Source organism: Halobacteriovorax sp. HFRX-2_2, from assembly GCF_043196705.1.
GTDB lineage: Bacteria > Bdellovibrionota > Bacteriovoracia > Bacteriovoracales > Bacteriovoracaceae > Halobacteriovorax_A.
Genome location: NZ_JBEBMT010000006.1, coordinates 1 through 18,344 on the forward strand (window position 1 = coordinate 1; position 18,344 = coordinate 18,344).

The following is an 18,344-nucleotide window of genomic DNA, read 5'->3' on the forward strand; positions in this document are numbered from 1 at the left end:
TCGCGATGGAAAAAGGTCTTAAGTTCGCAATCCGTGAGGGTGGTAGAACAATCGGTGCTGGTACAGTATCTGAAATTTTAGACTAAATTTTTGCTTAAATTTTGGGGTGATTTTTTGATCACCCCCTTTTTTACGCTCAATACTTTAAGTTGACGCGTAAAAAATATATGGCCTAGCGTAAAAATAATTTGACAACAGGCCCAAAAAAACAGTAAAAGTCAGGTTCAACTTTTAAAATTGATAATAGGATGAGTATGAAAGCTTCTAAGTTAAGAATTAAATTACGCGCATATGATCACAAGCTTCTAGATAGCTCAGTTGATGAGATCGTACAAACAGCTAAAGAGACAGGCGCAAGAGTAGCGGGTCCAATCCCATTACCAACTGAAATTAACAAGTTTACAGTTCTTAGAGGACCTCACAAAGATAAAAAATCTCGTGAGCAGTTCGAAATGAGAACACATAAGAGATTAATTGATATTGTTGATCCAACTCAACAAACTGTTGATAGCCTAATGAAGTTAGACCTATCAGCTGGTGTTGACGTAGAGATCAAGTACTAGTATAAACGAAAAAAATTTTTATTATTAACCATGCATGCATCTCTTGGAGAAGAGTGATGCTGTGGAGGCAAAATGACAGAAGAAACTCAAGCAGTTGAGACTACTGCTACTGTATCGCTTAACACTATCTATGGTGTGAAAGCTGGTATGACAAGAATCTTTGATGAAGCTGGAAACCACGTTCCAGTAACAGTTATCAAACTAATCCCTAACAAAGTTACACAAGTTAAAACTTTAGACAAAGACGGTTACGAAGCTTACCAAGTAGGTTACTACGAAAAAAGAGAAAAGCTTGTTAATAAGCCAACTCAAGGTCACCTTAAAGCTGCTAACGTTGAAAATAACTTTGTAAAATTTGCAGAAGTTAGAACAGAGAGCGTTGATGCTGCTAACTTAGGTAAAGATCTATCTCTAGAGTCATTTGAAGCTTCTACATACGTTGATGTAACTGGTACATCAAAAGGTAAAGGGTTCCAAGGTCAAATGAAGCGTCACAACTTCAAAGGTGGACCTGCTACTCACGGTTCGAAATTCCACAGACGTGGTGGTTCGATCGGTAACAGAGCGACTCCTGGTAAGGTTTGGAAGAACAAAAGAATGCCTGGTCACATGGGTTGTGAAACAAAAACAATTCAAAACATCAAGGTTGTTGAAGTTAATCAAGATAAAGGATACATGCTACTTAAGGGATCAGTACCTGGTTCTAAAAACGGTTTTGTAAGAATTGCAAAAGCACTTAAGAAGTAATTGTAGGCTGAGGTAATAAGTTATGAGTGATGTAACAGTATTAAATTCGAAATTAGAAAATGCAGGAACACTTACTGCTCCAGTAAGCTTAACTGCTGAAGATATTAATGTAGCGGCTGTTCACCAAGTTGTTAAAGCTACTCTAGCGGGAAGAAGACAAGGTAATGCTTGTGTTAAAGGTCGTTCAGATGTTAGCGGTGGTGGTGCAAAACCATTCAAGCAAAAAGGTACAGGTAGAGCTAGACAAGGTTCAACAAGATCGTCTCTTATGGTAGGCGGTGGAACTGTTCACGGTCCAAGCCCAAGAAGCTACGTACAAAAAGTAAATAAGAAAATGGCAAAGGTTGCAATTCAATCTGTACTTGCTGACAAACTCCAAGCTGGAAAGTTGACAGTAGTAGATACAATTGAATCAACTGGAAAAACTAAAGAAATGTACGCTCTATTAAATGGTAAGGGTTTACTTCCTGCTTTAGTAGTAACTGCTGATAAAAACTCACCAGCTCTTAGAGCAGTGAAGAACTTACAGTGGGGTAAAGGGATGGCCGTTGAAGGTTTCTCTGTATACGAAGCAGTAAAATTTGAAAACCTAGTTATCGAAAAGAGTGCATTAGAAACCCTATTAAATAAGTTGGTGTAGATTATGGCGACGTTAGAAAATGTATTAAAGAAACCACTTATCACTGAAAAGACTTCAGTTGCTACAGATAGCGAAAACCGTTTTGGTTTTGTAGTTGATCTAAAGGCAAACAAGCATCAAATCAAGAATGCTGTTGAAGCTCTATACGATGTGAAAGTTTTAAATGTAAAGACAAACATCACTCCAGGTAAAGTTAAAAGAGCTGGTAAAGGTGTTAAAAAGACTAGTAAATTCAAGAAAGCTTTCGTTCAATTAGCGGAAGGTCAAAAGATTGAATTTTTTAAAGGTGTTTAACTAGTTAGCTGAGGAAATTATGGGTATTAAAAGATTTAAACCAACAACTCCTTCACTAAGAAAGATGCAAGTCGTAAATAGTGATGAGTTAACAAAAGGTGTAAAGCCAGTTAAAGGCCTTACAGCTGTTAAGAAAAATTTTGCAGGTAGAAACAACGCTGGTCGCATCACTGTTAGACACAGAGGTGGCGGTGTTAAGAGAAGATACAGAATTATCGATTTCAAAAGAAATAAAACAGATATCCCTGCAACTGTTCAAGCGATCTCTTACGATCCGAACAGAACATGTAATATTGCACTTATCGCATACTTAGACGGTGAGAAGAGCTACATCCTAGCTCCACTTGGTCTAAAAGTTGGTGATAAGATTATCGCTTCTGCAGATGCAGATATTAAAGTAGGAAATGCTAAGAAGCTTAAGGACATTCCAGTTGGTACACTTGTACACAATGTTGAAATGTATCCAGGAGCTGGTGGTCAGCTAGCACGTTCTGCTGGTTCTTACGTTCAAATTATGGCGAAAGAAGGTAAATTTGCTCTTCTTAGAATGCCATCAGGTGAGCTTAGAAAAGTTGAAGTTGATTGTGTAGCGACAATCGGTCAAGTTGGTAATCTTGATCACGAAAAACGTAACATTGGTAAAGCTGGACGTAAGAGAAAGCTTGGATTTAGACCAACTGTACGTGGTGTTGCTATGAACCCAGTTGATCACCCACACGGTGGTGGTGAAGGTAGAACTTCAGGTGGACGTCATCCAGTGTCACCATGGGGAACACCTGCTAAGGGTTACAAGACAAGAACTAATAAGAGAACTGATAAGTTCATCGTTAAGAGAAGAAAGTAGTAGGAGATTAATATGGCCCGTTCATTAAAAAAAGGTCCATTTGTTGATATTAGCTTAATGAAAAAAGCTCTACAAATGCAAGAAGAAGGTAACAAAGGTAACAAAGTGATCAAGACTTGGTCTAGAAGATCAACTATTGTTCCTGAGTTTATCGGACTTACTTTTGCCGTACACAACGGTAAGAAATTCATACCGGTTTATGTTACAGATAACATGATTGGACATAAATTAGGTGAATTTGCACTAACTAGAACATACTTTGGTCACGGTGCAGATAAGAAAGCTAAGAAAAGATAGTTAAGTTAGAGTTGAATAAGGAGAAGGTCAGATGGCCATTACAGTTAGAAACAGTAGAGTTGGTATCGCACCAAGAAAAGTAAGACAGGTTTGCGATCTAATCAGAAAGAAGAAAGCTTCTGAGGCGCTTAGAATCTTACGCTTCCAAGAGAAGAAAGAAATTGCACTTGTTTTAACAAAATTAATTAATAGTGGATTAGCTATCGCAGCTGATTCTGAAAAGTATGACTTAGATAACCTAGTTATCGGTACGATTAAAGCTGACGAAGGTCCAACTTTAAAGCGTATTCAGCCAAGAGCTCAAGGTCGTGCGTTCAGAATTAGAAAAAGAACTAGTCACATAACAGTAGAACTAAAAGAAGCATAGGATAAATTATGGGACAAAAAGTACATCCATACGGTTTTAGATTAGGTTATATTAAGTCATGGCATTCAAACTGGTTTGCTAACGATAGAGAATACGGTGAGACTCTTCACGAAGATCTAGCGATTAGAAACTACATTGAAAAGAACATGAAAAATGCTTCTGTAGCTAATATCGAATTATCAAGAACTTCAAACCAGGTTAAGGTTACTGTTTATACAGCTAAGCCAGGTGTTGCTATTGGTAAAAAAGGTGCAGGAATTGAGAAAATTAGAAACGACCTTAAGAAACTTACTAAAGGTACACTAATCTTCAATATCGCAGAAGTTAAGAGACCAGATGCAGAAGCTAAGTTAATCGCGGAAAACATTGCAGGTCAGCTTGAAAAACGTGTAGCTTTCAGAAGAGCAATGAAGAAAGTTATGCAGTCAGCATTCAGAGCTGGTGTAAAAGGTATCCGTGTTAGAACAGCAGGACGTCTTGGCGGAGCTGAGATGGCAAGAGCTGAAGGTTATACAGAAAGAAAAGTTCCACTACATACTCTTAGAGCAGACATTGATTACAATACTGCTGAAGCTCACACTACATACGGTGTTATCGGTGTAAAAGTTTGGGTTTACAAAGGTGAGATCTATAAGTAGTCGGAAATTCGTTAGTGAATTTATTTTATTGAGGTAAATATGTTAAGTCCAAAGAAAGTAAAGTGGCGTAAGCAGCAGAAAGGAAGAATGAAGGGTAAGGCGAACCGTGGAAATACTATCACGTTCGGTGAATTTGCTATACAAGCCCTATCATGTGGGTATATAACTAACCGTCAAATTGAAGCTGCCCGTATTGCAATGACAAGAAAGATCAAAAGAGGTGGTAACGTTTGGATCAAGATCTTCCCAGATAAGGTCCTTACTAAGAAACCAGCTGAAGTTCGTATGGGGAAAGGTAAAGGTTCTCCAGATTCTTGGGTTGCAGTAGTAAAACCAGGAAGAGTAATGTTTGAAATCAAGCACATCGATCCTGAGCTAAGTAAACAAGCACTTAAGCTTGCAATGTATAAACTACCTGTAAAGACTAGAATTATTTCTAGAGAACAGCAGGAACTTTAAATCGTTAAGAGGAAGTTATGCAAAAGTTAGAGTACAAAGATATAAGCGGTTTAAGCGGTAAAGAAATTGATGCAAAAGTAGTTGAAATGAGAAGAGCTATCTTTGATATCAACATGTCTAAAACGACAAGTGGAATCGAGAAGCCTCATGAGCTAAAACTTGCAAAAAAGAATATTGCTAAATTATTAACAGCAAAAAATGCTAAAGGTGAGTAACCATGAGTACAAATACGTTTAAGAGAAAGCTAGATGGTGTAGTTGTTTCTGTAAAGAATGAAAACACAGTTGTTGTGAATGTTGCTAGACGTTTCAAGCACCCTGTTTACAGCAAATTCGTTACAAAAACTAAAAAGTACCACGCTCATAACGTAAGTTTAGAAGCGAATCTAGGTGACAATGTAACAATTATTGAAAGTAAACCTTATTCAAAACTCAAAAAGTGGGAACTGTTAAAGGTAAATAAGTAGGGCTTAATAAGCCTATTTTAGGAGTTAGTAATGATCCAAATGCAAACTAAGTTAGAAGTTGCTGATAACTCTGGAGCTAAAGAAGTAAAGTGTATCAAGGTTCTTGGTGGTTCAAAAAGAATGAACGCAAATCTTGGTGACATTATTGTTGTAGCAGTTCAGCAAGCACTACCAGGTGGAAAAATTAAAAAGGGTGACGTTAAGAAAGCGGTTATCGTTAGAACGAAGTACCCTATTAGAAGAGACGATGGTTCATACATCAGATTTGATAAGAACAGCGTTGTAATACTAAATAATAACAATGAACCAGTAGGGACACGTATTTTTGGTCCTGTTGCGAGAGAGTTAAGAAACAAGAGCTTTACGAAGATCTGTTCTTTAGCGCCAGAAGTTCTTTAATCAAAGGTTCAGTGAGGAAGTTATGCAAAAGCTAAAAGTTAATGATAATGTTGTAGTTTTAACAGGTAAAGACAGAGGCAAAACTGGTGAAGTTAAGAAAATCAACTTCAAGACCAAAGTTGTTTATGTTGGTGGTGTTAATCTAGTAAAAAAAGCAATTAAACCAACTCAAGAGAACCCAGCTGGTGGTATCGTAGACATCGAAGCACCTCTTAACATCTCAAATGTTGCTGTTGTTAGCCCAAAAACTAAAAAGGCTACAAGAGTAAGAATTGAAGAAAAAGATGGTAAGAAGGTTAGAGTCGCTGTGTCTTGTGGATCAGTACTGAGTTAAGGATAGAGGCAAAAATGAGCAGATTCAGAAAACTATATAATGACGAAATTAAAAATAAAATGACTGAGAAGTTTGGTTATAAGAATGTTAACCAAATTCCTAAGCTAGAAAAGATAGTAGTTAACTGTTGTACAAGAGACGCAGTAACTAACTCTAAAGTTGTTCAGTCGATTGTTAACGATCTTGGTACTATTACTGGTCAAAAGCCAGTTGTAGCTAAAGCTAGAAAATCTGTTGCTGGATTCAAAGTAAGAGAAGGTATGCCTTTAGGTGCAAACGTTACTCTTCGTGGTGATAGAATGTACGAATTCCTAGATAGACTTGTTAACATCACTCTTCCAAGAGTTCGTGACTTTAGAGGTGTTTCTTCTAAAGGTTTTGATGGAAAAGGTAACTACACTTTAGGTTTAAAAGAGCAGATTATTTTCCCAGAAATTTCTTACGATCAAATTGATAAAGTAAGAGGTCTAGGAATCTCAATCGTAACTACTGCTGGAAACAACGAAGAAGGTAGAGAGCTTCTAAACCTTTTTGGTATGCCTTTTAACAAGTAATTGAGGATAATGTAATGGCTAGAAAAGCGAAAATTGAAAGTAACAAGAAAAGAGCTAAGCTTGCTGAAAAATACGGTACTTTAAGAAAAGAACTTAAAGCTGCTATTATCAATGAAAATCTTTCTGACGAAGAAAGATTCGAAGCGATGATCAAGCTACAGAAACTACCAAGAAATTCAGCTGCAATTAGAGTTAGAAATAGATGTGAATTAACTGGGCGTCCACGTGCTTTCTATAGAAAGTTCAGACTATCAAGAATTCAATTTAGAGAGTTAGCACTTAGAGGAATGATCCCTGGTGTAACTAAGTCAAGCTGGTAATGGTTGAGGAGACGAAATTATGATGACTGATCCTATTGCAGATATGTTAACAAGAATTAGAAATGCAATTAATGCTGGACACGATAGAGTGGAATTTCCAGCTTCGAAAATGAAAGCAGGTGTTTGTAAAGTTATGAAAGACGAAGGTTATATTCGTTCATTCAAAATTATTGCAAAGAGCCAATCAGATATTAGAATCAAAGTATTACTTAAAGACGACGCTATCGTAGGTCTTGAGAGAGTTTCTAAACCAGGTCTTAGACAGTACCGTGGTTACAAAGATATCTCTAGAGTTATTAGTGGTCTAGGTACTTCAATCCTATCAACTTCTAAAGGAATTATTTCTGATAGAGAAGCGAGAGCGACTAAAGTTGGTGGTGAAGTAATCTGTAATATTTGGTAGTAGGGAGCGAGTAATGTCACGTGTAGGAAAAAACCCGGTAGTAGTTCCTGAGAAAGTTCAGGTTACAATAAATGGTACTTCTGTATCAGTTAAAGGACCTAAAGGTGAGCTAGAGTACACTTTCAATGATAGAGTGACTTTTGCACAAGAAGGTAATGAAATTAAAGTTAACCCAGTTGATGAGTCTAAAAAGTCTCGTGCAATGTGGGGTACAGCAAGACAAATCGTTTTCAACATGGTAACTGGTGTTACTGATGGATTTGTTAGAAAGCTAGAGTTCAACGGTGTTGGTTACAAGGCTGCTGTTAGTGGAAATACACTAACTCTTAACCTTGGTTACTCTCACCCGATTGACTATGTTCTTCCAGAAGGTGTAGCAGCGAAAGTTGCTGGTAAAGAAATCGAACTTACTGGATCGAACAAAGAACTAGTTGGATTTGCTGCTGCAAAGATCCGTTCATTCAGACCACCAGAGCCATACAAAGGCAAAGGTGTTAAATACGCTGAAGAGACAATCGTAAGAAAAGCTGGTAAATCTGGCGGTAAGTAATAAATAGTAGCCTGAGAATGGCCCGCAGTGAGGGCCTAGGGTGAGGAGTTAAAAATGATTAGAAAGCCTTATGGTAAAGCTGGTAAAGCAAGTGCAGCTAGAAAAATTAGAAGAAAACTTGCTATCCGTAAGAAAGTTAACGGAACTGCTGAAAGACCACGTCTATCAGTTAACCGTACAAACAAGCACATTACAGTTCAAGTAATTGATGATGTTGCTAACAAGACACTTTTCAGTGTTCAAACTTATGGTAAAAATGCTGTTGAAGGAAAAAGCAATGTTGCTGGTGCAACGCTAGTTGGTACAAAACTTGCTGAAAACCTAAAGTCTAACAATATTTCAACTGCTGTATTCGACAGAAACGGACTTAGATACCACGGTGTAATCAAGGCTGTTGTTGAAGCTGCTAGAGAAAATGGAATTCAAATTTAGGAGTAAGTGATGACTGAAGAAAATAAAAGCGTTGAAAAAACAGTAAAAGCAGAACCGAAGAAAAGACAAGCTTCTAAGAGAGCTCCAGCGAAAAAGCGTCAAGCTAACTCTATGGATGTTGAACTAGAAGAAAGAGTTGTTGCTGTAAATAGAGTTGCTAAGGTTATGAAGGGTGGTAGAAGATTTTCTTTCAGTGCTCTAATGATCGTTGGTGATAAGAATGGTCGTGTAGGTTACGGTCTTGGTAAAGCTAAGGAAGTACCTGAAGCAATCAGAAAAGCTACACAAGCTGCTCAAAAAAGCATGATTTCAGTACCAGTTGATGCAGGAACTATTCCTCATACAGTACTTGGTGAATTTGATGCTGGTAAGATTCTATTTAAGCCTGCTGCGGAAGGTACAGGGGTTAAGGCTGCTGGTGCATGTCGTTCAATCCTAGAACTTGCAGGTGTTAAAGACGTACTTACTAAGTCTCTTAGAGGTAACAACCCACATAACATCGTTAAGGCAACTTTTGACGCTCTTAAACAACTAAGATCTGTAGAAGAAGTAGCTAAAGTACGTGGAAAAGAAGCTAAAGGCTTAAGAATTAAAGGTTAATTGAGGTTGATATGACAGCGAAAACAATTACAGTAACATTAAAGAAAAGTACTATTAAATGTACTGAGAAGCAGAAAGCTACAGTAAGAGGACTTGGTCTAAGAAAAACTGGAACTTCAAAAACTTTAGAAAACACTTCTGCTGTTAGAGGAATGATCAAAAAGGTAATTCACCTTTTAGACATTCAAGAATAAGCAGTATTAGTTGATTAAGAGGTAAATATGTTAACTTTAAATAACTTAAAAAGTCCAAAAGGTGCACATAAAAACATTAAGAGAATTGGTCGTGGACAAGGTTCAGGTCAAGGTACTCAAGCTGGTAAAGGGCACAAGGGTCAAAAGGCTCGTGCTGGTGGCGGTGTAAGAACTGGTTTCGAAGGTGGAGCAATGCCACTTTACATGCGTCTTCCAAAAAGAGGTTTCTCTAACGCACCATTTAAAACTGTGTATGCTGAGGTTTCTCTATCTACATTAGAAGCTAAATTTGATGGCGGAGACGTTACAAAAGAAGCACTAATTGAGAAAGGTATCCTTAAGGGTGCAGACAAAAGACGTCCAGTGAAAATTCTTGCTAACGGAGAGCTTTCAAAATCGTTAAATTTTGTTAATATTGAAAAGTTTTCTAAGGGTGCTCAAGAAGCAATCGAGAAAGCTGGTGGAAAAATAGCAACAAAATAGATAAAAGGATCGTCTGATGTCAAACGCTCAAGGAAAACTTGAAGAGCTTAAGAAAAAAGTCTTTTTTACTTTTTTATTATTAGTAGTATATAGATTGGTTGCGCAAATTCCTGTACCAGGAGTTGATGCGCAGGCAATCTCTTCTTATTTTGCGGAAGCTGGTGGAGGAAGTCTTTTTGACCTAATCAACACTTTTAGTGGTGGTGCCTTCAAGCGTTTCTCAGTTTTAGCACTGGGGATTATGCCGTACATTACTACTTCAATCATCTTTTCTCTTTTAGGAGAGGTTATCCCTCAAATCCAAGAGCTACAAGAAGACTCAGAAGGTAACAAAAAAATTCAAAAGTGGACTAGGTATGCAACAGTAATTCTCTGTTGCATACAAGGTTACTCAATGGCCGCTGTATTCGAAACATTTGTTTCACCAGGTGGTGCTAGAGTTATCCCTGAACCAGGTATGCTTTTTAGAATTGTAACTATGATCACTCTAGCTGCGGGAACAATGTTCTTACTTTGGCTTGGTGAGCGTATTACGGAATTTGGTTTAGAGAATGGTGTTTCTCTGATTATCTTTGCTGGTATTGCTGTAGAGCTACCATCAGAAGTTATTCAAAAAATTACACTTTTTAGAAACGGTGAAATGGGAGGACTTGAGCTTCTTACTTTTGTGGCCGTTATTATTGTTGCATTCTTTGTAGTTGCATTTATCGAAAGAGCCTTTAGAGCTGTTCCGGTACAATATGCAAAACGTGTTGTTAATAATAGAGTTTATGGTGGTAACCAAACTCTTCCAATGAGAGTTGATACAGGTGGAGTTATGCCTCCAATCTTAGCTTCTTCTCTATTAGCAGCTCCTGCAACTTTTGCTACATTTGTACCTGCAGATAGTGCTTTTAAGCCTTACTTTGATACGATTCAACAAAGTTTAGCTCCAGGACAACTTTTATTTAATATTCTTTTTGCAACTCTTATTGTGTATATGACTTACTTCTATGCACCGATCCAATTCAAAACGAAGAAGATCTCAGAGATGCTACAAAAGAATAATGCTTTTATCCCAGGCATTAGACCAGGTGATAAAACTAAAGAATATTTAGATACATTATTAAATCGTTTATCATTCTTTGGTGCTCTTTTCTTAATCGTGGTTTGTATTGTTCCTTCTTTAATTACAGGTGCACAAACTAGATTTGGTGGTACATCAATGCTTATCCTAGTTTCTGTATCAGTTAGAGTGATGATGAATGTTCAATCGTTTATGTTTGCTGACAAGTATGAAATGTCTTACAAGTCGAAAGGTAAATATAACGGAAACAATAGAAGGTTCTAATCCATGGCACCACAACTTATTTTAATTGGAGCTCCTGGATCAGGAAAAGGTACTCAAGCTAAGAATATTGTTTCTGAGCTTGGGTACAAGCATGTTTCTACTGGGGACTTACTTAGAGCAGAAGTAGCTAAAGGTTCTGAGCTTGGTCGTAAGATTAAAGCTGTTATGGACTCTGGTGAACTAGTAAGTGACGAGTTAGTATTGGATCTTCTCAAGGCGAATTGCGCTGTTGAGAAGTCGACATATATTTTTGATGGTTATCCTAGAAACCTAGTTCAAGCAAAGGATTTAGATAGCGCTCTACTTGGTGGAGTTGACTCTAAAGCAATTTACTTTGATATTGCACTTGATACTTTGGTTGAGCGAATTGTTAATAGACGTGTGGCTCCTGGAAGCGGTGAGATCTACAATTTAAAGACAAAGCCACCTAAGGTTGAAGGTAAGTGCGACGTTTCAGGTGAAGACCTTGTGCATCGTAAGGATGATAATGAGGATACTGTAAGAACAAGAATGAAGGTTTTTACAGATAATATCGAGCCAGTTCTTGAGTACTATGAGTCTCAGGGGCGCTTAGTTAGAGTTGATGCTACTAATGGGCTTGATGAGATTTTTGAAGAAATAAAAAAAGTAGTTAAATAATTTATTATATAAGTAATTCGTCTTGCAATATGGCCCTGAGTCATATATAAGCAATTACTTTAGGTTTTAATATATGAGTAATCAGGAAACGATTGAAGTTGAAGGGGAAGTTACTGAGCTTCTTCCAAACACAAAATTTAAGGTTAAATTACCTAATGGACATTCTGTTATTGCCCACATTAGTGGAAAAATGAGAATGCACTTTATTAAAATTTTACCTGGAGATAAGGTACTTGTTGAGATTAGCAAGTATGACTTAACGAAGGGCCGAATTACATATAGAAGTAAAAAACGCTAGTGTAGAATTTACGAGGTTGTTATGAAAGTTAGAGCATCTGTAAAGCCGATGTGCAAAGATTGTAAAGTTATTAAAAGAAGAGGCGTACTTAGAGTTGTATGTAAGCAACCTAAGCACAAACAAAGACAAGGTTAATCATAGGAAAGGAGTGTAGCTATGGCGAGAATTCTTGGTGTTGATATTCCTAGAAATAAGGTAATGAAAATTGCCCTTCAATCAATTTACGGTGTAGGACCGAAAGTTGCTAAGGAAGTATTAGAAAAAACAAACATCGATTTAAACAAAAATTCAAACGAACTAACTGAAGAAGAAGCAAATGAAATCAGACTTCTTCTAGAAAGTGAGTACACTGTAGAAGGTGACTTACGTAGAGAAGTTGGTCTTAACATTAAACGACTAAAAGACTTAGGTTGTTACAGAGGGATCAGACATAGAAAAGGTCTTCCTGTAAGAGGTCAAAGAACTTCTACAAATGCTCGTACTCGTAAGGGGCCAGCTGTTGCAATCGCAGGTAAGAAGTCTATTAAGTCAATGAAGTAATTGTTAGGAGTTAATGATGGTTAAGAAAACAGCTTCAAAGAAAAAAGTAAAAAAGAATATTTCGAGAGGTATTGCTCATATTCAATGCTCTTTCAATAATACAATCGTTACGTTCACTGACATGAACGGTAACGCTATTTCATGGGCATCTGCTGGTCAATTAGGATTCAGAGGGTCTAAGAAATCGACTCCATTCGCGGCACAGATGGCTTCTATGGAAGCAGCTAAAAAGGCTATGGAGCACGGACTATCTACTGTTGAAGTAAGAGTTAAAGGTCCGGGTGCAGGTAGAGAAAATGCTGTTAGAGCATTCATCGCTGCAGGCCTTAAAATCACTTCTGTTGCTGATAGGTCACCAATTCCACACAATGGATGTCGTGCACCGAAAAGAAGAAGAGTATAATTATATAGATTTATATTAAGGAGTTGTCTGTGGACACATTTACAGCAAAAAATTGGACAGGAATGATAAGACCAGTAGCTTTGGAAATGGATAACGATAAGCTAACTAATACTTATGGTAAGTTCGTTGCTAAGCCACTAGAAAGAGGTTATGGACAAACTCTTGGAAACTCTTTACGTCGTGTACTTCTATCTTCACTTCAGGGTGCAGCTATCGTTGCAATCAGAATTGATGGAGTTGAGCATGAGTTTGGTACAATCAACAACGTAAAAGAAGAAGTTTCTGAGATTATTCTTAACCTTAAAGAAGTTCACTTTAAGATTAAAGATAAAGAGCAGGTAACTCTTACTCTTGAGAAATCTGTAGAGGGTGTTGTTACTGCTGGTGACATTTCTGAGTCTGCAAATGTTGAAGTTTTAAATCCAGAGCACGCTATCTGTAACCTATCAACTGGTGGATCTATTAAAATGGAACTGCTTGTTGCTAGAGGAAAAGGATACGTAACAGCTCTTGATAATAAAGAGTCTTTTGATCTTCCAATCGGTTGGATTTGTCTTGATTCTCTTTTCTCACCTGTTGCACGTGTTAACTATACAGTTACAAACTCACGTGTTGGTAAGAGAACAGATTTTGATAAGCTTACTCTTGAAGTTTGGACTAACGCAGGTGTTGAGCCTTCGGATGCAGTAGCTTACTCAGCGAAGATCCTAAGAGACCAACTTGCTGTATTCCTTAGCTTCGAAGATGAAGAAGAAATCACAAGAATGGAAACTAAGCCTAAGAAACAACAAAATACTGCTAATGCAGCTCTATTAAAGCCAGTTTCTGAGCTTGAGCTGTCTGTAAGATCTGCAAACTGCTTGCAGAACGCAGATATTAAGTATATCTATGAGCTAGTTTCTAAGACTGAAGGTGAGATGCTAAGAACTAAAAACTTTGGACGTAAGTCACTAAATGAGATTAAAGAAGTACTTTCTCAAATGGGACTTGGTCTAGGTATGAAAGTTGATAGCATCATGCAAGATCTAAAAGAAGAATAAAAGTTGTTATAAGTTGAGGTAGAGATATGAGACATCAAAAACATAAGTATAAACTAGGTGTAAGTCCTTCACACAGAGTTGCAATGGTTAAAAACCTTGCTTCTGAAGTTATCGATCACGGTATGATTAAAACTACTCTTACAAGAGCTAAAGCAATCAAACCAGTAGTTGAAAAATTAGTAACTCTTTCTAAAAATGATACAGTTGCTAACAGAAGACTTGCATTCAAAAAACTTAATGATAAGAATGCTGTAAACAAGCTTTTTACTGAGCTTGGGCCAAAATTCAAAGAAAGAAACGGTGGTTACACTAGAATCATGAGACTTTCTGAGAATAGAGTTGGTGATAACTCTAAAATGGCATACATCGCATTTGTTGATTAATTTTTAATTCGAATGAGATAGAATAAACCCATCATATTTGCGTATGATGGGTTTTTTTATTTAAAACTTTTCCAATATATCTATGAGCACATCATCTAAAGTTTCTATTATTTTCATTATTGTTGCTATTACACTTGGTTATTCTATTTATCATAAAGGTAAAATAGATTCTTACGTGGACGAAAGTCGTGATTATATTCTTAAGTCACTTCCAAGTGTTAAGCTTGATAATTTTGCTGATAATGCTGAAGTTGAACTTCAGGATTTGGCTAGAAACTCTAATGGTTTAGTTGTGCATTTTTGGGGAACTTGGTGTGCTCCTTGTGAAGCCGAATTTCCTGAATTTGTTGAATTTGCACGCAAATTGGAAGAGAAAAATGTAAAAGTTGTTTTCATGGCCGTTAAAGATGATGACATGAAGATTAAGAAGTTTCTAAAAAGATTCAATAACTTACCATCTAATTCTCTTGTGATTCATGATCAAGCTGGTATCTCTATGAGTAAATTAGGTGTTGTAAAGGTTCCGGAGACTTTTGTCTTCAATTCTAAACTAGAGCACAGAATTATGTTTAAAGGTCCTCAGGATTGGAAAATGGATTCATATTTTGTACGTGTTCTTAGCTACTTAGGCGTGAAGTAAATTAATAATATTTCTTTAAATTCGTCTATTTTTTTATCATTCATAGTTAAGTTTTATTAAATTCTGCCGAAAAGTTTTACAGACTTTGCTTTGGCCTATCGTTTTTTGTGCCAAAGAATTAAACATCGGAGAATAAAAATGATCAACTGGAATGAACTAAAAGGACTTCATGTTATTTCTAAGCTCGAAGAAGTAATTCATAAGTGGTTTGGTGTAGAGGTTTTCTATGCAGATAACCATTTTAAGATTAGAAGTTCACACACAGATAAGGACTATAATTTTAAGAACCTTTTCTTTGAGACACAAATGTCACTTCCTCATGGTTATGATTTTGTAACGGCCGATGTTGAAAGATTTAGTGATGAGCTTAGCCAGTCTGGTGAAGTTGTTATGATCTTCGATTCTTACTTCCCAGGTGTTAAGATGATGGGTACTAAGATTGAAATTGAAGGTGAGTATCACGGAACTGTATTTGCTTTTCCTTTCTTAAAAAGTACTTTTACTGAAGCAGAAGAAAAAGAACTTGTGACGGCACTAATTGAGCATGGTGCATCTCCAGAAGCAGCACAAGAATGTGTTAATGAAACAAGAAGATTATTCCCGAGAGAAATTGAATATTTAAAAGAATTAGTAGAGCTAGTGGCCGGTGAAATCTCAACATTTCACCATGAAATCTCTAAGCGTGAAGAAAGAATTCATATGCTTAATTCTGAGCTGGGTGAAAAGTTTCGCTATCACAATATGATTGGTAAATCTAAGCAAATGCAAAAGATTTATTCACTACTAGAGCGTATTTCTACGAGTGAATCATCAGTTCTTATTCAAGGTGAAAACGGGACTGGTAAGGAACTTGTTGCTAAGGCCGTACACTTTGCTTCTCCACGTAAAGATGCTCAGTTCCTAGCTGTAAACTGTTCAGCATTCAACGAAAACTTATTAGACTCTGAATTATTTGGTCACGTTAAAGGATCATTTACAGGAGCACATAAAGAGAAATCTGGTTTATTTGAACTTGCAAATGGTGGAACACTATTTCTTGATGAAATTGGTGATACTTCACTTTCAATGCAGGTAAAACTACTTCGTGTTCTTCAAGAAGGTACTTATCTTCCAGTAGGTGCAGATTCACCTAGAAGAACAGATGTTCGTATTATCGCGGCAACAAATAAAGACCTGAAAACAATGATGGCAAAAGGTGAGTTTAGAGAAGACCTTTATTATAGAATTAACGTTCTAAACGTAAACCTTCCTCCACTAAGAGATAGAAAAGAAGATATACCTGTACTAATGGAGCACTTTCTGAAGAAGAAATGTGATGAGTCGGGGATGCCAATGAAGTCATACTCTAAGAAGTGTATGGAGAAAATGTTAGATTACCCATGGCCTGGTAACGTACGTCAGCTAGAAAACGAAGTTGAGAGGCTTGTTGTACTTGCTGGTGATGATAAATCAATTACGCCAGATAACTTAAGTCCACAGATTCTTGATCATGGTGCAGCTCCTGTTGAGTCAACTAGAGGAGTTAATACATCAGGTAAGCTTAAGGATGCACTAATGGAGCTAGAGATCATTATGATTCGTGAAGGTCTTAAGAGATGTAACTTCAACAAGTCAAAGCTTGCCAAAGAGCTAGGGATGTCTAGGGCCAGTCTTATTATGAAAGTAGATAAGTACGGACTAGATAAGCGCGCGAAAGCAGGTAACGAATAGAATAATTGCTTTAAAATAAAAAGATAGACACTTTTAGGCCCTCTGCGAGGGCCTTTTTATTTATATTTCCATAATTTCAGATACTTAACCCCTCGAAAATAACGCAATGTGATTGGGCAAATTACCTTTTAAGGGTGTAATATGCTCGGATAATTAATTACATAGAATCTCGAAAGAGAAATTGGTGGAGGGGATGTATGTCAACAACCAGTGAAAATATATTAGAGCAAAAAAGAGCTCTTTTAGTAGACAGAAGAATGCAGGCCGAGCTTGGTGGTGGTGAAGCAAGAATCGCTAAGCAACATGAGCAAGGTAAGTATACTGCAAGAGAAAGAATTGAAAGACTTGTTGATCCAGGTACTTTCATTGAGTTTGATAAATTTGTTACACATCGTTGTGTAAACTTCGGAATGGAAAATAAGAAGTTTTACGGAGATGGTGTTGTTACAGGTATCGCAGAGATTAACGGACAAAAGATTGCAGTTTATTCTCAAGACTTTACTTGTTGGGGTGGAGCACTTGGTGAAGCTCATGCAAGAAAGATCTGTAAGATTATGGACTTTGCTCTTGATAACAGAATTCCAGTAATTGGTATTCAGGATTCAGGTGGAGCACGTATCCAAGAAGGTGTTGATGCACTTGGTGGATATGCAGAAATTTTCTACAGAAACGTTAAGGCCTCTGGTGTTATTCCTCAGATTTCATTAATCATGGGACCTTCAGCAGGTGGAGCTGTTTATTCTCCAGCTGTAACTGACTTTATCTTCATGGTTGATAAGTCTTCTTACATGTTTGTTACTGGTCCAGATGTTATCAAGACTGTAACTCACGAAGAAGTAACAAAAGAAGATCTTGGTGGTGCAACAGCTCACTCAGAAAAATCAGGTGTATGTCAGTTTAAGTGTAAAGACGAAGACGAAACATTTGAGAGAGTAAGAGAGTTAATGAGCTATATCCCAGCTTCTAACTTCAAGAAACAAGCGCCTAAATATACTTCAGATCCGGTATATAGAGATAACTCTAAATTAAAAGAAGTTGTTCCAGGTAATCCTAAGAAGCCATATGATATGAAAGAAGTAATTCTTGATATCGTTGATGATGGTCACTTCTTAGAAGTTCATAAAGATTATGCAAGAAATATCATCGTTGGTTTCGCATCAATTGGTGGAATTAAAATTGGTATCGTAGCAAACCAACCAGAAGTTCTTGCTGGTGTACTTGATATCGATTCATCTTGTAAAGCAGCTCGTTTTATTAGATTCTGTGATGCTTTCGATATTCCTATTGTTTCACTTGTAGACGTTCCAGGTTTCTTACCAGGTACAGTTCAAGAGTACGGTGGGATCATTAAGCACGGATCAAAACTTCTATACGCATACGCAGAAGCGACTGTTCCATTAATTACTCTTATTACAAGAAAGTCTTACGGTGGAGCTTATGACGTTATGGCATCTAAGCATATTCGTTCAGACGTAAACCTTGCTTACCCAACTGGTGAAATTGCAGTTATGGGTGCAGAAGGTGCAGTAAATATTGTATTTAGAAAAGAACTTCAAGGCCTTGAAGGTGAAGCTTTTGATAAGAAGAAAGCTGAGCTAGTTGCAAACTATGAGAATAACTTCGCTAATCCATATGTTGCAGCTGAAAGAGGATATATTGATGCTGTTATTCTTCCAGAAGAAACTAGAAAGCGTCTATATGAATACCTAGTAGTTCTAAAAGATAAGAACGTTGACCGTCCAAAACGTAAACACGGGAATATTCAATTATGATGATC

The 18,344-nt window shown here is 37.1% G+C and carries 33 protein-coding genes; all 33 read left to right on the plus strand.

Annotated features, from left to right (window positions below; genetic code table 11):
* A partial coding sequence (locus ABMA79_RS15480; protein WP_392858019.1) for a hypothetical protein occupies positions 1–86 on the plus strand: 86 nt, incomplete at its 5' end.
* A gap of 168 nt (positions 87–254) precedes the next feature.
* Entirely contained in the window at positions 255–563 is a 309-nt protein-coding gene (gene rpsJ, locus ABMA79_RS15485; protein ID WP_021265868.1) for a 30S ribosomal protein S10, read from the plus strand.
* 72 nt (positions 564–635) lie between these two features.
* Complete coding sequence (gene rplC, locus ABMA79_RS15490; protein WP_392858000.1) at positions 636–1,310, plus strand: 50S ribosomal protein L3; 675 nt, start codon at positions 636–638, stop codon at positions 1,308–1,310.
* 22 nt (positions 1,311–1,332) lie between these two features.
* Positions 1,333–1,950, plus strand: a complete 618-nt coding sequence (gene rplD / locus ABMA79_RS15495; protein ID WP_392857997.1) for a 50S ribosomal protein L4 — start codon at positions 1,333–1,335, stop codon at positions 1,948–1,950.
* Between the two features lie 3 nt (positions 1,951–1,953).
* Positions 1,954–2,244, plus strand: a complete 291-nt coding sequence (gene rplW / locus ABMA79_RS15500; protein ID WP_392857995.1) for a 50S ribosomal protein L23 — start codon at positions 1,954–1,956, stop codon at positions 2,242–2,244.
* Positions 2,245–2,263: 19 nt separating this feature from the next.
* Positions 2,264–3,088 carry a 50S ribosomal protein L2 gene (gene rplB / locus ABMA79_RS15505; protein ID WP_392857994.1) on the plus strand — a complete coding sequence of 275 codons (825 nt, stop codon included), beginning with the start codon at positions 2,264–2,266 and terminating at the stop codon, positions 3,086–3,088.
* 12 nt (positions 3,089–3,100) lie between these two features.
* The gene (gene rpsS, locus ABMA79_RS15510; RefSeq protein WP_021266332.1) at positions 3,101–3,385 is read left to right on the plus strand and encodes a 30S ribosomal protein S19; all 285 of its coding nucleotides are present in this window, start codon (positions 3,101–3,103) and stop codon (positions 3,383–3,385) included.
* A gap of 31 nt (positions 3,386–3,416) precedes the next feature.
* The gene (gene rplV, locus ABMA79_RS15515; protein ID WP_021266204.1) at positions 3,417–3,752 is read left to right on the plus strand and encodes a 50S ribosomal protein L22; all 336 of its coding nucleotides are present in this window, start codon (positions 3,417–3,419) and stop codon (positions 3,750–3,752) included.
* A gap of 8 nt (positions 3,753–3,760) precedes the next feature.
* Entirely contained in the window at positions 3,761–4,390 is a 630-nt protein-coding gene (rpsC, locus tag ABMA79_RS15520; RefSeq protein WP_021265986.1) for a 30S ribosomal protein S3, read from the plus strand.
* Between the two features lie 39 nt (positions 4,391–4,429).
* The gene (gene rplP, locus ABMA79_RS15525; protein ID WP_021266311.1) at positions 4,430–4,849 is read left to right on the plus strand and encodes a 50S ribosomal protein L16; all 420 of its coding nucleotides are present in this window, start codon (positions 4,430–4,432) and stop codon (positions 4,847–4,849) included.
* Between the two features lie 17 nt (positions 4,850–4,866).
* Complete coding sequence (gene rpmC / locus ABMA79_RS15530) at positions 4,867–5,064, plus strand: 50S ribosomal protein L29 (protein ID WP_021266478.1); 198 nt, start codon at positions 4,867–4,869, stop codon at positions 5,062–5,064.
* A gap of 2 nt (positions 5,065–5,066) precedes the next feature.
* Positions 5,067–5,315, plus strand: a complete 249-nt coding sequence (rpsQ, locus tag ABMA79_RS15535; RefSeq protein WP_021266428.1) for a 30S ribosomal protein S17 — start codon at positions 5,067–5,069, stop codon at positions 5,313–5,315.
* Positions 5,316–5,345: 30 nt separating this feature from the next.
* On the plus strand, positions 5,346–5,714 hold the full coding sequence (gene rplN, locus ABMA79_RS15540; protein ID WP_021265914.1) for a 50S ribosomal protein L14: 369 nt from the start codon (positions 5,346–5,348) through the stop codon (positions 5,712–5,714).
* Between the two features lie 22 nt (positions 5,715–5,736).
* Positions 5,737–6,048: a 50S ribosomal protein L24 gene (rplX, locus tag ABMA79_RS15545; protein ID WP_021265798.1), complete on the plus strand. Its 312-nt coding sequence runs from the start codon at positions 5,737–5,739 to the stop codon at positions 6,046–6,048.
* A 14-nt stretch (positions 6,049–6,062) separates the two neighbouring features.
* Positions 6,063–6,602 (plus strand): 50S ribosomal protein L5, encoded by a 540-nt coding sequence (gene rplE, locus ABMA79_RS15550; protein WP_392857986.1) that lies wholly within the window; start codon positions 6,063–6,065, stop codon positions 6,600–6,602.
* A 14-nt stretch (positions 6,603–6,616) separates the two neighbouring features.
* A complete protein-coding gene (rpsN, locus tag ABMA79_RS15555; RefSeq protein ID WP_021266310.1) occupies positions 6,617–6,922 on the plus strand; it encodes a 30S ribosomal protein S14 in 306 nt (101 codons plus the stop codon).
* A 22-nt stretch (positions 6,923–6,944) separates the two neighbouring features.
* Positions 6,945–7,325, plus strand: coding sequence for a 30S ribosomal protein S8 (gene rpsH / locus ABMA79_RS15560; RefSeq protein ID WP_040313878.1), 381 nt, complete (start codon positions 6,945–6,947; stop codon positions 7,323–7,325).
* A gap of 13 nt (positions 7,326–7,338) precedes the next feature.
* Entirely contained in the window at positions 7,339–7,875 is a 537-nt protein-coding gene (gene rplF, locus ABMA79_RS15565; RefSeq protein ID WP_392857984.1) for a 50S ribosomal protein L6, read from the plus strand.
* Between the two features lie 54 nt (positions 7,876–7,929).
* Positions 7,930–8,307: a 50S ribosomal protein L18 gene (rplR, locus tag ABMA79_RS15570; protein WP_392857982.1), complete on the plus strand. Its 378-nt coding sequence runs from the start codon at positions 7,930–7,932 to the stop codon at positions 8,305–8,307.
* 111 nt (positions 8,308–8,418) lie between these two features.
* Entirely contained in the window at positions 8,419–8,907 is a 489-nt protein-coding gene (gene rpsE, locus ABMA79_RS15575) for a 30S ribosomal protein S5 (RefSeq protein ID WP_040313879.1), read from the plus strand.
* Positions 8,908–8,918: 11 nt separating this feature from the next.
* Entirely contained in the window at positions 8,919–9,101 is a 183-nt protein-coding gene (gene rpmD / locus ABMA79_RS15580; protein ID WP_021266070.1) for a 50S ribosomal protein L30, read from the plus strand.
* A 27-nt stretch (positions 9,102–9,128) separates the two neighbouring features.
* Positions 9,129–9,584 (plus strand): 50S ribosomal protein L15, encoded by a 456-nt coding sequence (gene rplO, locus ABMA79_RS15585; RefSeq protein ID WP_392857980.1) that lies wholly within the window; start codon positions 9,129–9,131, stop codon positions 9,582–9,584.
* 16 nt (positions 9,585–9,600) lie between these two features.
* Positions 9,601–10,914 (plus strand): preprotein translocase subunit SecY, encoded by a 1,314-nt coding sequence (secY, locus tag ABMA79_RS15590; protein ID WP_392857978.1) that lies wholly within the window; start codon positions 9,601–9,603, stop codon positions 10,912–10,914.
* A 3-nt stretch (positions 10,915–10,917) separates the two neighbouring features.
* Complete coding sequence (locus ABMA79_RS15595) at positions 10,918–11,553, plus strand: adenylate kinase (RefSeq protein WP_393093798.1); 636 nt, start codon at positions 10,918–10,920, stop codon at positions 11,551–11,553.
* 73 nt (positions 11,554–11,626) lie between these two features.
* Positions 11,627–11,851 carry a translation initiation factor IF-1 gene (gene infA, locus ABMA79_RS15600; protein WP_021266177.1) on the plus strand — a complete coding sequence of 75 codons (225 nt, stop codon included), beginning with the start codon at positions 11,627–11,629 and terminating at the stop codon, positions 11,849–11,851.
* A gap of 21 nt (positions 11,852–11,872) precedes the next feature.
* A complete protein-coding gene (gene rpmJ / locus ABMA79_RS15605) occupies positions 11,873–11,986 on the plus strand; it encodes a 50S ribosomal protein L36 (RefSeq protein WP_021266475.1) in 114 nt (37 codons plus the stop codon).
* 21 nt (positions 11,987–12,007) lie between these two features.
* Positions 12,008–12,391: a 30S ribosomal protein S13 gene (gene rpsM / locus ABMA79_RS15610; protein WP_021265934.1), complete on the plus strand. Its 384-nt coding sequence runs from the start codon at positions 12,008–12,010 to the stop codon at positions 12,389–12,391.
* A gap of 16 nt (positions 12,392–12,407) precedes the next feature.
* Positions 12,408–12,794 (plus strand): 30S ribosomal protein S11, encoded by a 387-nt coding sequence (gene rpsK / locus ABMA79_RS15615; RefSeq protein ID WP_021266246.1) that lies wholly within the window; start codon positions 12,408–12,410, stop codon positions 12,792–12,794.
* 29 nt (positions 12,795–12,823) lie between these two features.
* The gene (locus ABMA79_RS15620) at positions 12,824–13,834 is read left to right on the plus strand and encodes a DNA-directed RNA polymerase subunit alpha (protein WP_392857971.1); all 1,011 of its coding nucleotides are present in this window, start codon (positions 12,824–12,826) and stop codon (positions 13,832–13,834) included.
* A gap of 26 nt (positions 13,835–13,860) precedes the next feature.
* On the plus strand, positions 13,861–14,217 hold the full coding sequence (gene rplQ, locus ABMA79_RS15625) for a 50S ribosomal protein L17 (protein ID WP_021266273.1): 357 nt from the start codon (positions 13,861–13,863) through the stop codon (positions 14,215–14,217).
* Positions 14,218–14,299: 82 nt separating this feature from the next.
* A complete protein-coding gene (locus ABMA79_RS15630) occupies positions 14,300–14,857 on the plus strand; it encodes a TlpA family protein disulfide reductase (RefSeq protein ID WP_392857969.1) in 558 nt (185 codons plus the stop codon).
* A gap of 138 nt (positions 14,858–14,995) precedes the next feature.
* Positions 14,996–16,567, plus strand: coding sequence for a sigma-54 interaction domain-containing protein (locus ABMA79_RS15635; RefSeq protein ID WP_393093800.1), 1,572 nt, complete (start codon positions 14,996–14,998; stop codon positions 16,565–16,567).
* A gap of 197 nt (positions 16,568–16,764) precedes the next feature.
* The gene (locus ABMA79_RS15640; RefSeq protein ID WP_392857967.1) at positions 16,765–18,339 is read left to right on the plus strand and encodes an acyl-CoA carboxylase subunit beta; all 1,575 of its coding nucleotides are present in this window, start codon (positions 16,765–16,767) and stop codon (positions 18,337–18,339) included.
* The last annotated feature ends 5 nt before the right edge of the window (positions 18,340–18,344 follow it).

Bases quoted from the DNA above. Each gene is read 5' to 3' on its own strand.
- rplV (WP_021266204.1), top strand. From the start codon at position 3,417: ATGGCCATTACAGTTAGAAACAGTAGAGTTGGTATCGCACCAAGAAAA.
- rplD (WP_392857997.1), top strand. From the start codon at position 1,333: ATGAGTGATGTAACAGTATTAAATTCGAAATTAGAAAATGCAGGAACA.
- rpsQ (WP_021266428.1), top strand. From the start codon at position 5,067: ATGAGTACAAATACGTTTAAGAGAAAGCTAGATGGTGTAGTTGTTTCT.
- rplC (WP_392858000.1), top strand. From the start codon at position 636: ATGACAGAAGAAACTCAAGCAGTTGAGACTACTGCTACTGTATCGCTT.
- rpsH (WP_040313878.1), top strand. From the start codon at position 6,945: ATGACTGATCCTATTGCAGATATGTTAACAAGAATTAGAAATGCAATT.
- rplE (WP_392857986.1), top strand. From the start codon at position 6,063: ATGAGCAGATTCAGAAAACTATATAATGACGAAATTAAAAATAAAATG.
- rplQ (WP_021266273.1), top strand. From the start codon at position 13,861: ATGAGACATCAAAAACATAAGTATAAACTAGGTGTAAGTCCTTCACAC.
- infA (WP_021266177.1), top strand. From the start codon at position 11,627: ATGAGTAATCAGGAAACGATTGAAGTTGAAGGGGAAGTTACTGAGCTT.
- ABMA79_RS15640 (WP_392857967.1), top strand. From the start codon at position 16,765: ATGTCAACAACCAGTGAAAATATATTAGAGCAAAAAAGAGCTCTTTTA.
- rpmJ (WP_021266475.1), top strand. From the start codon at position 11,873: ATGAAAGTTAGAGCATCTGTAAAGCCGATGTGCAAAGATTGTAAAGTT.
- rpmD (WP_021266070.1), top strand. From the start codon at position 8,919: ATGACAGCGAAAACAATTACAGTAACATTAAAGAAAAGTACTATTAAA.
- rplF (WP_392857984.1), top strand. From the start codon at position 7,339: ATGTCACGTGTAGGAAAAAACCCGGTAGTAGTTCCTGAGAAAGTTCAG.
- rpsM (WP_021265934.1), top strand. From the start codon at position 12,008: ATGGCGAGAATTCTTGGTGTTGATATTCCTAGAAATAAGGTAATGAAA.
- rplR (WP_392857982.1), top strand. From the start codon at position 7,930: ATGATTAGAAAGCCTTATGGTAAAGCTGGTAAAGCAAGTGCAGCTAGA.
- secY (WP_392857978.1), top strand. From the start codon at position 9,601: ATGTCAAACGCTCAAGGAAAACTTGAAGAGCTTAAGAAAAAAGTCTTT.
- ABMA79_RS15595 (WP_393093798.1), top strand. From the start codon at position 10,918: ATGGCACCACAACTTATTTTAATTGGAGCTCCTGGATCAGGAAAAGGT.
- ABMA79_RS15630 (WP_392857969.1), top strand. From the start codon at position 14,300: ATGAGCACATCATCTAAAGTTTCTATTATTTTCATTATTGTTGCTATT.
- rpmC (WP_021266478.1), top strand. From the start codon at position 4,867: ATGCAAAAGTTAGAGTACAAAGATATAAGCGGTTTAAGCGGTAAAGAA.
- rplP (WP_021266311.1), top strand. From the start codon at position 4,430: ATGTTAAGTCCAAAGAAAGTAAAGTGGCGTAAGCAGCAGAAAGGAAGA.
- ABMA79_RS15635 (WP_393093800.1), top strand. From the start codon at position 14,996: ATGATCAACTGGAATGAACTAAAAGGACTTCATGTTATTTCTAAGCTC.
- rpsJ (WP_021265868.1), top strand. From the start codon at position 255: ATGAAAGCTTCTAAGTTAAGAATTAAATTACGCGCATATGATCACAAG.
- rplW (WP_392857995.1), top strand. From the start codon at position 1,954: ATGGCGACGTTAGAAAATGTATTAAAGAAACCACTTATCACTGAAAAG.
- rpsC (WP_021265986.1), top strand. From the start codon at position 3,761: ATGGGACAAAAAGTACATCCATACGGTTTTAGATTAGGTTATATTAAG.
- rplO (WP_392857980.1), top strand. From the start codon at position 9,129: ATGTTAACTTTAAATAACTTAAAAAGTCCAAAAGGTGCACATAAAAAC.
- rpsE (WP_040313879.1), top strand. From the start codon at position 8,419: ATGGATGTTGAACTAGAAGAAAGAGTTGTTGCTGTAAATAGAGTTGCT.
- rplB (WP_392857994.1), top strand. From the start codon at position 2,264: ATGGGTATTAAAAGATTTAAACCAACAACTCCTTCACTAAGAAAGATG.
- rpsN (WP_021266310.1), top strand. From the start codon at position 6,617: ATGGCTAGAAAAGCGAAAATTGAAAGTAACAAGAAAAGAGCTAAGCTT.
- rpsK (WP_021266246.1), top strand. From the start codon at position 12,408: ATGGTTAAGAAAACAGCTTCAAAGAAAAAAGTAAAAAAGAATATTTCG.
- rplX (WP_021265798.1), top strand. From the start codon at position 5,737: ATGCAAAAGCTAAAAGTTAATGATAATGTTGTAGTTTTAACAGGTAAA.
- rpsS (WP_021266332.1), top strand. From the start codon at position 3,101: ATGGCCCGTTCATTAAAAAAAGGTCCATTTGTTGATATTAGCTTAATG.
- rplN (WP_021265914.1), top strand. From the start codon at position 5,346: ATGATCCAAATGCAAACTAAGTTAGAAGTTGCTGATAACTCTGGAGCT.